9 protein-coding genes are annotated in these 13,210 nt (G+C 50.0%); 5 read left to right on the forward strand and 4 right to left on the reverse strand.

Going from position 1 to position 13,210, the window contains the following annotated elements; genetic code table 11:
- Positions 1-38 precede the first annotated feature (38 nt).
- The gene (locus tag JUB14_RS03575; RefSeq protein WP_207504390.1) at positions 39-1,901 is read left to right on the forward strand and encodes a M61 family metallopeptidase; all 1,863 of its coding nucleotides are present in this window, start codon (positions 39-41) and stop codon (positions 1,899-1,901) included.
- A 162-nt stretch (positions 1,902-2,063) separates the two neighbouring features.
- On the opposite strand, the gene JUB14_RS03580 is transcribed toward JUB14_RS03575, so the two are convergent.
- The 3 genes from JUB14_RS03580 to JUB14_RS03590 form a co-directional block, all read right to left on the reverse strand.
- On the reverse strand, positions 2,064-4,049 hold the full coding sequence (locus JUB14_RS03580; protein ID WP_207504391.1) for a S9 family peptidase: 1,986 nt from the start codon (positions 4,047-4,049) through the stop codon (positions 2,064-2,066).
- Positions 4,050-4,171: 122 nt separating this feature from the next.
- Entirely contained in the window at positions 4,172-5,617 is a 1,446-nt protein-coding gene (locus JUB14_RS03585; protein ID WP_207504392.1) for a Gfo/Idh/MocA family protein, read from the reverse strand.
- A gap of 122 nt (positions 5,618-5,739) precedes the next feature.
- The gene (locus tag JUB14_RS03590) at positions 5,740-6,042 is read right to left on the reverse strand and encodes an SCP2 sterol-binding domain-containing protein (RefSeq protein ID WP_207504393.1); all 303 of its coding nucleotides are present in this window, start codon (positions 6,040-6,042) and stop codon (positions 5,740-5,742) included.
- Between the two features lie 136 nt (positions 6,043-6,178).
- Between JUB14_RS03590 and JUB14_RS03595 the strand changes: the two genes are divergently transcribed.
- The 3 genes from JUB14_RS03595 (at position 6,179) to xylA (ending at position 10,444) form a co-directional block, all read left to right on the forward strand.
- The gene (locus JUB14_RS03595; protein ID WP_229367502.1) at positions 6,179-6,673 is read left to right on the forward strand and encodes a hypothetical protein; all 495 of its coding nucleotides are present in this window, start codon (positions 6,179-6,181) and stop codon (positions 6,671-6,673) included.
- Between the two features lie 167 nt (positions 6,674-6,840).
- The gene (locus JUB14_RS03600; protein ID WP_207504394.1) at positions 6,841-8,958 is read left to right on the forward strand and encodes a peptidylprolyl isomerase; all 2,118 of its coding nucleotides are present in this window, start codon (positions 6,841-6,843) and stop codon (positions 8,956-8,958) included.
- A 157-nt stretch (positions 8,959-9,115) separates the two neighbouring features.
- Positions 9,116-10,444, forward strand: coding sequence for a xylose isomerase (xylA, locus tag JUB14_RS03605; protein ID WP_207504395.1), 1,329 nt, complete (start codon positions 9,116-9,118; stop codon positions 10,442-10,444).
- 113 nt (positions 10,445-10,557) lie between these two features.
- Here the strand turns inward: xylA and JUB14_RS03610 are convergent, their stop codons facing one another.
- Positions 10,558-11,910: a M20/M25/M40 family metallo-hydrolase gene (locus JUB14_RS03610; protein ID WP_207504396.1), complete on the reverse strand. Its 1,353-nt coding sequence runs from the start codon at positions 11,908-11,910 to the stop codon at positions 10,558-10,560.
- 388 nt (positions 11,911-12,298) lie between these two features.
- Here JUB14_RS03610 and JUB14_RS03615 point away from each other — a divergent pair, with 388 nt between their 5' ends.
- Complete coding sequence (locus tag JUB14_RS03615) at positions 12,299-13,210, forward strand: hypothetical protein (protein ID WP_207504397.1); 912 nt, start codon at positions 12,299-12,301, stop codon at positions 13,208-13,210.

Genomic DNA, 13,210 nt, shown 5'->3' on the forward strand with positions numbered 1-13,210 from the left:
TAGCCTTACTATTTCATTACTAATTTTCTTTTACCTAAATGAAAAAAGCCAATAATCTAATACTGCTGGTACTGCTTTCGGCAAGCCAGTATGTATTTGCCCAAAAGCAATATCAGTTTACGGTGGATCTGACGCAGCCGCAGAACGATGAGTTGACGGTGAACCTGCTCACACCCGCCTTCAAACAGAAAGAAGCCGTATATCATCTGCCCAAAATAGTACCCGGTACCTACTCCATCAATAACTACGGTTCATACGCCAGCAACTTTCAGGCTTTCGATAAGAAAGGCAAAACCCTGAATGTAGAGCGTACCGATAAGAACAGCTGGAAGATCTCAAATGCCAATAAGCTGCACCGGATCACCTACCAGATCGATGATACCTGGGATTCGCCTGAGATCCAGGAGGATGTATTTGAGCCAAGTGGTACCAATATTCAGCAGGATACCAACTTTGTACTGAATCCGTTTGGTTTCTTCGGGTACTTCCAGGGCATGGAGAGGATGCCGTATGAAGTGACTATCACCAAGCCCAACGGTTTTTATGGTTCTACCTCGCTGGTGAATCAGAATAAAAACGCCGCTTCTAATAAGGATGTATTTGTAACGCAGGACTACCACGAGCTGGCCGATGCGCCCATCATGTACAACCGGCCCGATACTGTATGGCTGAAGGTAGGTAATGCGGATATTCTGGTTTCGGTATTCTCACCTAATAATAAGGTATCTACTAAAGACCTGGCGGCCGATATCAAACCGGTACTTGAGGCCCAGAAAGACTACCTGGGAGGTACTCTGCCCATTGATAAGTATGCTTTCGTTATCTATATGTCGGACCGCAAGGATCTGACCCGCTACGGAGCGCTGGAACACTCATTGTCGTCGTTCTACTACCTGCCCGAAACCATGTCAGCCGAGCAGCTTTCTGAAACGATGAAGGATGTAGCCGCGCACGAGTTTTTCCATATCCTGACGCCACTCAACATCCATAGCGAAGAGATTGGTAACTTTGACTATATCAACCCCCGGATGTCGCAGCACCTGTGGCTGTACGAAGGCCTGACGGAGTATGCGGCGCACCATGCGCAGCTGCAGGCGGGTATTATAGATCTGGAAACGTACCTGAACAGACAGGAAGAAAAGATCGAAACCGCCCGTACCCGCTTCAACGACTCGCTTTCATTTACCGAAATGTCACGCAATGTACTGGAGACTTACAAGGACGAGTACAGCAATGTGTACCAGAAAGGGGCCTTAATTGGCTTGGCATTGGACTTGCGGTTGCGCCAGCTATCCAACGGAAAGTACGGAACCAAGGACCTGATGCGTGATCTGGCTAAGACGTACGGAAAGAACAAGTCCTTTAAGGATGAAGAGCTATTTGATAAGATAGCTCAGCTAACCAATCCCGAGATCCGTGACTTCTTCCGTAAGTACGTTGAGGGCGGTGAGCCACTACCTCTGGAGCAGCTGTTTGGAGCTATTGGTATCCAGTTTGATCCAGCTGGTGAGAAGAAAGAAGTGGAGAAAGCCTTTGGTGTCAACTTTGCGCTAGTACCCGGCTCCAAGACCATCATGATCGCCAACGCCAGCAATGCTACGGATCTGGGCCAGCGGCTGGATCTGAAAGCTATGGATCAAATTGTGTCAATCAATGGTCAGCCTTTCAACCTGGATACCTACGCATCGGTACTGCAGAACTACGATGAGCAGTACAAAGCAGGTGATACGGTAACCTTTGTGGTGAAACGTAAGGTAGCGGAGGACGAAGTAAAAGAGGTGACGCTAACGGCTGATCTGCGTGAGACTACTATCACGTACCCTACCCTGGTACCTGAAGCAGACGCTACCGCACAGGAGCTACAGCTTCGTAATTCCTGGATGGGACAGGCAGGTAGGTAATTAGCCATTAGGTATTAGCTGTTAGCTATTAGTTTTCAAAACTGTACCTATCAATAAAAAGAAAGCGAGGGAAGTCTCCTTCCTGCGCTTTCTTTTTTGGATATCCATATACTCGACATTCCGCAATCGCTGCGTCGAATCGTCGAAATTCGAAAATCTTAACTACGGTTTCAGGTACTTACCAAACCAGTCGATGTACCTCTCGAAGCGGTCTTTCTGGTAGCTGGGGACCGTCAGGCCGTGGAACTGGTTGGGATAAATAACCAGTTGCGTGGGTACGCCCAGTGATTTCAGAGCCTGGTACATCTGCTCAGTACCAACGGCCGGTACGTTGAAGTCTTTCTCACCGACCATGTAAAGAGTTGGGGTCTTGATGCGGTCGGCGTGCAGCAGCGGGAATCCTATCTTCAGGTACTTTTCGATGCCTTCCCACGGGCGGCCCAGTTCGTTTTCATTCTGCAGGATGTACTGATCTACCCCGTACATCGACAGCTGGAATGATACACCGGCCCCACTGGCCGCGGCTTTAAAACGGTCAGTAGTGGCTATGACAGCGTTAGTCAGGATACCTCCGTAGCTCCATCCACCTACACCCAGGCGCCCGGGATCAGCAATGCCTTTCTCTACCAGGTAATCCACCGCTCCCAGCAGGTCCATTACTTCCAGGTTACCCCAGTCGGCGCTGATGGCACCGGTATAAGCCAGCCCGCGTCCGTTGCTACCGCGGTAGTTGACCGCCGCTACGGCATAGCCCGCGGAAGCCAGCATCTGGCGGCTGAGATCAAAGCCCCAGTCGTCCTGCGCTACCGGACCACCGTGGATAAACACGATCAGGGGGAGTTTCTTACCGGCAGGAGCATCGTGGGGCAGGAACAGGAGGCTGGATACCTGCGTGCCGTCTTTGCTCCGTGAGGTGAAGGCTTCCACCTTGGCCAGCTGTAGGGGCGCCAGGAAATCATCGTGGTGATAGGTCAGGCGACGAGTCTTGCCTGCTTCCAGGGCGTACAGCTCAGCCGGTACGTGTGGCTCGCTCATAGAAGTCAGCCAGTTGCCGCCGGAATGCTTCTCAAGATCGTAATAAGCGCGCTCACCGCTGGCTAACTTTGTCATTTTGCCAGACTTGATATCAAACTGCGCTATATAGCTTTGACGGTCGTCATCTACCAGGGCTACCAGGGCATGTCCGTCGGGTGTCCAGCGATGATTAGCTACGTCGCGGTCCAGCGTCTGTGAAAGTACCTTGGGTGTACCCCCAGCGGCAGGTACTACCGCCAGGTGCGGCTGTCCGTACATGGTATAGGCTTCGGATGAGGAACGGATGTAGGCAATCTGCTTGCCATCGGGGCTCCAGCGGGGTGAACTATCCGAGCCGGCCCAGGTGGTTAGCTTCCGGGGAGTAGCGCCGGGCCTGGCATCCATTACCCAGATATCGCTATTGACGTTGCGGTCGGGATCTTCGGTACGGTTGCTCACGAAGGCAATCTGCGATCCATTCGGCGACCACACGGCACTTGTCTCGTTGTAGGGGCCGGTAGTAAGGCTATCTATCTTCTTAGTAGCGATATCAAACAGGTACAGGTGGATGGGCTCGCGACGGAGGTACCCTTCTACATCCTGCTTAAACTTGTAGCGATCCGTCACTATAGGGTCGGGTACCTTCTTATTGGTAGAGGTATCGACCAGTTGTTTTACTTCTAGGAGCAGCTTCTTGCCATCCGGTGACCAGGTATAGGCCTGCAGCTCATGTTTGAAGTCGGTAACTTTTTTTGCTTCACCTCCGCGACGATCCATCAGCCATATCTGGCTCTGGTCCAGATCCCCCCGTGATGATACAAATGACAGGTACTTGCCGTCGGGACTCCAGCGAGGCTGCGATTCACCGTCGGGGCTGTGGGTGAGTTGAATAGTTTCCTTGCCGTCCCAGCTCACCATCCACAGGTCAGCGTTACGTTTGTTTTTGGCTGTATCCACCGCTGACACTACGTAAGCTACCCATTTTCCCTCGGGCGATACCTGCGGATCTGAAATGGATTTGAGCCGGTACACATCCGAAGGCCGCAGCTTCCGCTTAGTAGTTTGTTGAGCTGATAACTGAGTACTTACCCCCAGTAACAGCAAAAAAGAGACGAATAATGAAAGTTTTCTCATAGAGATACTCTGATACTTTTTAAGATCAAAACAAACCTTCAATTTGGAGAAAAGTAGAATAGAAAACAAAAAGAGGTGCCCCAAAGGCACCTCCTGCTAGAAAGTCTGTGAAAGAGAGACTATTACCAGCCCGTCCGATACTCGCGCTTAACAAACTGGTTGGCCGGAGCGAAGTTGGTGATCTTCATATTCTTACCATCCCACAGTAGCTTCTGGCGTCCGGGAAAGTTGAAGCCTTTGCCATCGGCCCTGGGCTCACGGTACAGGAATGACCGCACCGCCAGGTTTCCCATCAGTACCGTTTCGGTAAGTGGCCCCGACTGGTCAAATGACGAGCTGGTGTAAGCGCCGTAGCCCTGCTTACAGGCCTTGACCCACTGCTGCTGATGACCCGGCCAGCCGCCTTCTACGAGCGGACGGGTTGGCTTGGGCAGGGTAGCACCTTTAAACTTGGCCTCCGGCCACAGCCGTGGATTAGCGCCAAATAGCTCTGCGCTGACAATACCCTTAGTACCTATAAATAGCATACCGCCATCCGTGTCGCCAAAGACAGTCTGGTAGTCGCAGCCGTCGGGAAGTTGGGGACGAATACCGCCATCATACCAGTTGAGTCGTAGTTCTTCGCCGTTCTTTACCTGCGACGGAAACCGGAGGTGAATGGACGAAGAAGGTGGACAGACATCATCAAAGTAAGCTTCCTGGAAGAAGTCGGCGTAGACGGAGCCCACGCTACACTCGACGGAAGTAGGGTAGCCGAGCTTCATAGCCCGGAAAGGTACATCTATAAAGTGACAGCCCATGTCGCCCAGGGCACCGGTACCAAAGTCCCAGTAGCCGCGCCAGCGGAAGGGCATATAAGCTTCGTGGTAGGGACGCTCGGGAGCAGTACCCAGCCACAGGTTCCAGTCTACTTCTTTGGGTACAGGCTGTGACTCACCCCGATCCTTGGGTGATTTGACTCCCTGCGGCCACACCGGACGATTGGTCCATACCTCTACCGTATGTACGTCCCCAATCATACCGGATTGCACGATGGCTTCGGTTTGCCGGGTACCGTCGCCGCTGCTGCCCTGGTTGCCCATCTGAGTCACTACTTTGTGCTTTTTAGCGGCCTCCGTAAGCATGCGGGCCTCCCATATATCTTTGGTCAGGGGTTTCTCTACGTATACGTGCTTACCCAGTTGCATAGCCGCCATGGCTACCGGGTAGTGCATGTGGTCAGGAGTAGTAACGATAACAGCATCTATATTTTTAGCCTCCTTTTCGAGCATCTGGCGAAAGTCCCGGTAGTAAGGGGCCTTCTGGAACTGGGCCCGGTACTTCTGCGCCTGGCGATCGTCCACGTCACAAAGAGCTACTACATTATCACTGCCGCCGTTGTATGCCTGCTGTATGTTGTAATCGGCCTTGCCTCCGCAGCCTACGGCCGCTATGTTCAGCTTATCACTGGGGGCTACGTAGCCTTTGCCCAGTACATGACGGGGCACGATCATGAAGCCGGCAGCGGCAAGGGTACTGCTCTGTAAAAACTGACGCCGTGACTGCGCCGTTACGTTATCATTTTCCATAAAGAGGTTTGATTAGCTCTATAACCAGACAAAGTACCGGCGGCTCGTAAGTTACTTGCTGTAAAAGCACAACGGCCCCTTACCGGGGCCGTTGTTAAGAAACATTATAATAGAGTAGTGGTCTACTGGCCGCCAAACGTCTGGGCGATCTTCATAGCTATACCCATATCACCCTTAATCTTGAGCTTGCCCATCATCAGAGCTGTCATCGGGTTTAGCTCTCCATCCATAAGCTGGAGGGCATTTTTGGAAGATACTTCAAGGACACAGTCAGCCTCACGATCTTCGTTTGATACGACATTAGGTACCTGTGTGGTATCTATAAACACGGGTCCTTCTTCGGTTTTAAACTTTACGGTTGCATCCAGACCGCTATCATTTCCTACCAGGTTACGTACGCGGTCGGTCAGGATTTGTAAACTCATTCCAGCTTAGTTTTTAGTTAATTTTTGTTAATAACGCATAAAAGTATCGGTGTAGTAATAAAAATCAAATGCTTTTGGTGTTTTCATTGAAAAGGGCAATTTTTGGCCTCTTTTTAAAAAGTAATAGTAATAATTCATGCAAAATAAGACAGATGCTCCTGCTCAGAGGCCTATATTTCTGACGGTGCTGTGTGTACTTACTTTTATCAGTGCTGTTTCGGGCTTGTATACGCAGTCGGAGCGGCTCTGGAGTCCGGGCGTGGTAGCCGATCAGATGCAGCAGATGTTTGAGCAGTTCCGGGAGAATATGGAGACGCAGGGGCAGGACGAAAGTGCAGACATGGTTAATAGCCTGTTTGACGCAGTACTTACACGGCTTGACGCCGATACCATCCGGACCAGTGCGATTATTCTGCTGATCTATGAATCACTGACCCTGTACGGAGCTTACCTGATGTGGGGCCTGCAGAAGCGGGGGTACCACTTTTATGTAGGTGGAGTGGCAGTAGCATTGATAGCTCCTATGCTTCTTATTGGAGGCTGGCTGGGAGTTATAGTAACGTTAGGCGAAACTTTCTTCAGTATTATCTTCTGTGGACTTTATGCATTGAATTTAAAATACATGCATTGAGTTATAGTCTTTTAGCTAGCTGAAGCGTTGTAGGTAACCAGCTAGTTAGCGAAAAGTTTTAAAAAATAGGGTACTTTATTGACATCCATTCATATTAGCTTCTGAACTGGCTTGGATAGTAAGTATAAAAGATTTTATTTTGCGGGTCAAATTTTTGAAATAGTACAATGGCATTAATTAACAAAATCAGAGAGAAATCAGGAGTTGCCGTTACGGTTATCGCAGTCAGCTTGATCCTGTTTATCGTAGGTGGAGACCTGCTGGGCCCTAACACCCTGTTTGGGGGAGGAAACAACCAGACGGTAGGAGAGATTGCTGGTCAGGACATTGACATCAAAGATTTCCAGAATCGGGTGGATGTACTGCGCCAGAATTACGAAGCTCAGACCGGCCGTAGTGCCAATGAGCAGGAATTGGTAGCGTTGCGGGAGCAGGCATGGAACCAGATGATTATCGATATTGCCTATAAAGAGCAGTACGAAAAGCTGGGACTGGCAGTGACCGATGAAGAACTGGTAGATATGGTACAGGGTAACCACATCAGCCCCGCTATTCAGCAGGCTTTTGCTGATCCTACCACCGGCCGATTTGATAAGAATGCGGTCATCAACTATCTCAAAAATTTAAAGAATCTGCCTGTACCTCAGCAGCAGTCATGGACTGCTTTTGAGAAAAGCCTCCGCGAGGATCGTATGCGTCAGAAATACGAGAACCTGATGCGTCTGTCGTCGTACGTAACCAAGGCCGAAGCCGAGAAGGAGTACATAGCTCAGAACGCCAAGGCTTCAATCCGCTACCTGTACGTGCCTTTCTATTCAATCGCTGATACAACCATCAAGGTTACCGATTCGCAGCTTGAGACGTACCTAAACAATCACCGTGATGAGTACAAAGGGGCTGATACCCGTACTGTTCAGTACGTGACGTTCCCGGTACTACCTGCTAAGGATGACAGCTCAGCGCTGTATGCAGATATCAAAGATCTGGCTCGCGGCCTGGCGGCTGCTCAGAATGATTCGGCCTACGCCCGTATGAATTCTGATATTCCTATGCCTACTACCATGTCGTACGCTAACATGTCAGATCAGCTGAAAGAGGCGGTCAATACCATGGTACCAGGTGGTGTATACGGCCCCTACCGTGAAGGCAATACCTACTTTATCTATAAGTACGGTGGTACTACCAAAGATTCATTGTATACAGCCCGCGCCAGCCATATCCTGATTCGCCCTGAAAATCCTTCGGATTCAGCTAAGGCAGCTGCTCGTCAGCGGGCTGAGGCTCTGCTCAACCAGATTCGTGGTGGTGCCAGCTTTGAAGCTCTGGCTGCTACTTCAAGCGCTGATCCGGGTTCGGCACAGCGTGGCGGTGATTTAGGATACTTCCAGAGCAACGGTTCTATGGTGAAGCCTTTTGAGGACGCAGTATTCTCGATGAGTGGTACCGGCCTGGTGAACAGAGTAGTGGAGAGCCAGTTTGGTTTCCATATTATCAAAGTAACTGACGCCAAAACCAACACGCTGTACCGCGTAGCCGCCATCGGGAAGACGATTGCTCCAAGCCAGACTACCCGTGACGAAGCATACCGTAAGGCCGATGAGTTTGCTAACTCGGTAGATACCAAGGCGGAGTTTGATGAAGCCGTTAAGAAAGATAAGTCGCTGGTAGTAGCTACCGCTAACCGTGTACCAGAGACTGCTACTAACATCAATGCTATTCAGAATGCCCGCGAGATTGTACGCTGGACCTTCGATGATAAGACAGATATCGGTGATGTATCGCAGGTGTTTGAGACAGATGAGCAGTACGTAGTAGCCGTAGTAACCGGAAAGACCGATGCCGAGAATGTAAAGGTGGATGACTTCCGTGACGAGCTGACTGCCAAAGTACGTAACCAGCTTAAAGCGGAGCAGATAACTACCAAGCTGAAAGGTGCGAATGGTGACCTGAACGCCATGGCTGCTAAGTACGGGGCCGGTGCACTCGTTGAATCAGCCGAGGACCTGACACTGGCTACCGGCTTCCTTTCCAGCGCGGGATTTGATCCTATCGCATTGGGTAAGGCTTTTGGTTTGAAAGTTGGTCAGAAAACGGGTGTATTCACCGGTGAAAACGGAGTATTCGTAATTGAGCTGACTGGTCGTACCGAAGCGCCTCAGATCGCGGACTACACTTCTTACAAGACGCAGCTTCTGCAGGCTCTTGAAAGCCGCACCAGCTTCCTGCTGAACGAGGCTATCCGCGATAAGGCTAACATCGTAGATCGTCGTGCTCGTTTCTTCTAAGAGACTGTATTAGAGACTACTTATATCAAGAGAAGGCCAGGGTTTCTATCCTGGCCTTCTCTTTTTTTATTTTATTTCTGATTATTGAGTAAAAATTGTCAATTTTACACTTATAACCTGAAATGATATTTTTTAACCACTACTATCAACTACAGATATGAGTATCTTACTTGGTGATCGCGAGTATTTTAAAGGAGTGGGCAAGATAGCCTACGAAGGACCTGAATCAGACAACCCACTGGCTTTCCGTTGGTACGACGAGAATCGTATTGTAGCCGGAAAGAGCATGAAAGAGCACCTGAAGTTTGCTATTGCTTACTGGCATACGTTTGTAGGCTCTGGTTTGGATCCTTTCGGAGGACAAACCCATTTTTATCCATGGGATGAAAAAAACGATGCGATAGATCGGGCTAAAGATAAGGCCGATGCCGCTTTCGAATTTATTACCAAAATGGGCGCGCCCTACTACTGCTTCCACGATGTAGATGTAATAGACTACGCCGACGAAGTACGTACCAACGAGAAGCGTATCCAGACGATGACCGACTACCTGGCTACCAAGCAGAAGGAGTCGGGTGTGAAGCTGCTGTGGGGTACTGCTAACCTGTTCAGCCACCACCGTTACATGAATGGTGCTTCTACCAACCCTGACTTCCAGGTAGTAACCCACGCGGGTGCTCAGGTGAAGATGGCGCTGGATGCTACAATTGCACTGGGTGGTGAGAACTACGTATTCTGGGGTGGTCGTGAGGGCTACATGACCCTGCTGAATACTGATATGAAGCGTGAGCAGGAGCACTTTGCTCAAATGCTGAAAATGGCCGTAGCCTACGCCCGTAAAAATGGATTCAAAGGGAAGTTCTTTATCGAGCCTAAGCCGATGGAGCCTACCAAGCACCAGTATGACTACGATGTAGCTACGGTTGTAGGCTTCCTGCGCCAGTTTGACCTGCTGGATGATTTTGCTATCAACATTGAAGTTAACCACGCTACGCTGGCCGGCCACACATTTGACCATGAGCTACAGGCAGCGGCTGATGCCGGTGTACTGGGCTCTATTGATGCCAACCGCGGTGACTACCAGAACGGTTGGGATACTGACCAGTTCCCGAATGACCTGATGGAGTGGACGCAGGCGATGATGGTGATCCTGAAGGCTGGTGGACTGGCCGGAGGTGGTATCAACTTTGACGCCAAGCGTCGTCGTAACTCTACGGATATGGAGGATGTATTCTATGCCCACATCGGTGGTATGGATACTGTAGCCCGCGCGCTGATCATTGCGGATAAAGTAATCCAGCACGGCGAGTTTGACCGCCTCCGCAAGGAGCGTTACGCGAGCTTCGACAGCGGCAAAGGAGCCGACTATGAAGCTGGTAAGCTGCAGCTCGAAGACCTCTTCAACCTGGCTGTTGAGGGTGGTGAGCCTAAGATGATCTCTGGCCGTCAGGAGTACCTCGAGAACCTGTTGGCTCGGTTTATTTAGTAATTGATAGCTGTTAGGGATTAGCAATTAGCTTTTTTACAGTATCAATGATTTATACAAAAGAAAGCCCTGCCAGCGAAGGCGGGGCTTTCTTATAATATGTACTTCTGGTACTACCGCATACCGGGGCGGGGGAGGACCGGAAGGCTTTCGTTGCCATCTTCACTCACCGCCTGTACCGCAAAGAAGTAGTTGTCTTTGGAGTAGGGCAAGGTCATTCCCAGTTTGTCGGTAAAGAACTTCTTCTGCCAGAAAGGCCAGTGCGTTTCACGCATGAGCACGTAGTAGCCCTTCACTTTTCCGCTTTTAGGAGCCTGCCAGAACAGACTTGTCGTATTGGTCAGGTTTCGGGCTTCCATCGTTACATTTTGGGGCTGGGCCGGAGCCTTCGCCAGATTGGCCAGGTTAGCCAGGTTTAAGGCAGTATTTCTGCGCAGGTACACAAAGTCCATATCCTTGGCATAGTCTCCGTATTCAATGCCATTCTCAGTACGAAGATCCTGGTGCTGATGCTCAAAGTTTTCGTTCATTTCGGTAATACGTACCGCCGCGAAGTCACGGTTAACAAATGGAGTATGATCACCGCCGCGCAGGTAGCGGTCATTGCGGTAGATGAGCCGTACTTCCAGATTATCTACATAGCGCTCGCCGATCTCCTTTACATAGCGGGCCAGCGTGCGAGCTTTGCCATCATTTTCCAATCCATACTGACGAACGTTAGCAGCTCGCTTGTCCGTCTCAAAGCCGGATAGACCTTCGCTGAATACGCGTACGATGGTATTGTTGATGATGCGGGTATCATGGCTGTTGTTGGATCCCATGATGTCATTGTTGAGTAAGGCTTCGAGGTTCCACTTTTCGTCTACCGCGCGCTGAGCCAGGTGCTCGGCTCCGAGCAGACCTTGTTCTTCACCGCTTACGGCCACAAATACAATGGTGGCCGGAAAGCTGTATTTGCTCATCACGCGGGCCAATTCAATAACAGCCGCGGTACCTGAGCCGTCGTCGTTAGCGCCGGGAGCCTTACTTGTACGGTTCATGACGTCAGTCACGCGGCTGTCGATGTGCCCACTTACCATAAATACACGGTCGTCATTGGGATCGGTACCTTTCAGCGTAGCCATCACATTACCCATTTCTACGGGCTTATCGATGCGGCGGCCGTCAGGCTGTAAGGTCCAGGTATCAATGGTAGTGGTCATGCGGCCGCCGGACTGCTTGGCATATTGCTGAAACTTACTCAGTACCCAGCGACGAGCGGCGCCGATGCCCTGTGGACCGGTAGTAGCACTTAGTGTATGACGGGTACCAAAGCTTACCAGTCCATCTATGTGCGCCCGCAGACTGTCTTCCGAGACCTCGGCTACCATCTGGGTAATGGCCGGGTCGCGTTGGACTATGGTTTGGGAGAAGGTATGGGCTACTGGTGAAAGTAAAAGCGAACAAAGAAGAAAGACTTGTTTCATATCAAAAGGTGCCTGTTTGAAATCTTAGAAACCATAAAAATACAAAACTAAGGGTAACATCAGCAGAAAAGTTGGATAGTAAGCGAAAGCATACACTTCGAAGGAAATATAGCGTAGAGACCTGATAGAAAGAGAGAGGTAGCTGGGTGAAAGCAGCAGGTAGATGTAAGCCCATAAGAGTAATAAATGATTTCTGACTGGACACTGCGTGTGCTCAGGTACCTGAGGTACTTCTGAGAAGGAAGAGTCGAAGGTGATGAATGTCAGGATGATAGTGGGGGCGGGTCATAGTAATAGTGCATAGTAGCTACCACTTTTGTTGAAAGTTACATGGTGTAGCTGGTGGTAGAATAATTCTGTTATAGCCAACCTATAAAAGCACAAGCGTATGAGCCAGAGAAAAACCGTTGCCGCTCTTGCTATTTGTATAGCGATAGCCGCCGTCATAGCCGCTACTACAGGTATTGTGTCCAGCCAAGGCCCCGGGCCTTACCAGTACCCATCAATCCGTGGTGAAAGTGTGACCATTTACGGGAAGGGGATCTACCAGCATATGTCAGCCGAGGTGGCTATACAAGGTATTGCTCACGATTATGTTACGCTCTTTATTGGGGTGCCTCTGCTGCTACTTTCGCTCATTTGGGCAGGAAAGAATTCTCTGAAAGGTCGCTTCCTGTTAGCAGGTACTTTGGGGTACTTCTTTGTAACATATTTGTTTTTCTTAACCATGGGTACCTTCAATCAATTATTCCTTGTATACGCATCCCTGCTAGGGCTGTCTTTCTTTGCGCTGGCTCTAACCTTATTATCATTTGAGGTTCCGAAGCTTCCGGCACAGTTCCATGAACGAACACCAGTGAAGTTAGCAGGGGGCTTCCTCATCTTCAGCGCTTTTTCCATTGCGATGCTCTGGTTAAGTATAGTAGTACCTCCCTTGCTGGATGGCAGTATTTATCCCCCGTCACTAGAGCACTATACAACGTTGATTGTACAGGGCCTTGATCTGGGGCTGTTGCTACCGCTGGCTTTTGTATCGGGTATTCTGTTGTTACGTAAGAACCCGTGGGGGTACCTGCTGACACCGGTCTATATAGTTTTCTTATCGATACTGATGACGGCACTTACGGCTAAGATCATAACCATGGGCCTGAACGGGTACAACATTGTACCGGTGGTATTTATAATTCCCACTTTTGCCGCTCTTTCTGTCTGGTGTGCCGTACTACTGCTTAAAAATGTTGCTACCTCCAGCCGTACTAGTCGTATGGAACAGATCCACATGACACAGCCTGCACATTAA

Source organism: Telluribacter humicola (assembly GCF_017355935.1).
Classification (GTDB): Bacteria; Bacteroidota; Bacteroidia; order Cytophagales; family Spirosomataceae; genus Telluribacter; species Telluribacter humicola.

Bases quoted from the DNA above. Each gene is read 5' to 3' on its own strand.
- JUB14_RS03575 (WP_207504390.1), top strand. From the start codon at position 39: ATGAAAAAAGCCAATAATCTAATACTGCTGGTACTGCTTTCGGCAAGC.
- JUB14_RS03580 (WP_207504391.1), bottom strand. From the start codon at position 4,049: ATGAGAAAACTTTCATTATTCGTCTCTTTTTTGCTGTTACTGGGGGTA.
- JUB14_RS03585 (WP_207504392.1), bottom strand. From the start codon at position 5,617: ATGGAAAATGATAACGTAACGGCGCAGTCACGGCGTCAGTTTTTACAG.
- JUB14_RS03590 (WP_207504393.1), bottom strand. From the start codon at position 6,042: ATGAGTTTACAAATCCTGACCGACCGCGTACGTAACCTGGTAGGAAAT.
- JUB14_RS03595 (WP_229367502.1), top strand. From the start codon at position 6,179: ATGCAAAATAAGACAGATGCTCCTGCTCAGAGGCCTATATTTCTGACG.
- JUB14_RS03600 (WP_207504394.1), top strand. From the start codon at position 6,841: ATGGCATTAATTAACAAAATCAGAGAGAAATCAGGAGTTGCCGTTACG.
- xylA (WP_207504395.1), top strand. From the start codon at position 9,116: ATGAGTATCTTACTTGGTGATCGCGAGTATTTTAAAGGAGTGGGCAAG.
- JUB14_RS03610 (WP_207504396.1), bottom strand. From the start codon at position 11,910: ATGAAACAAGTCTTTCTTCTTTGTTCGCTTTTACTTTCACCAGTAGCC.
- JUB14_RS03615 (WP_207504397.1), top strand. From the start codon at position 12,299: ATGAGCCAGAGAAAAACCGTTGCCGCTCTTGCTATTTGTATAGCGATA.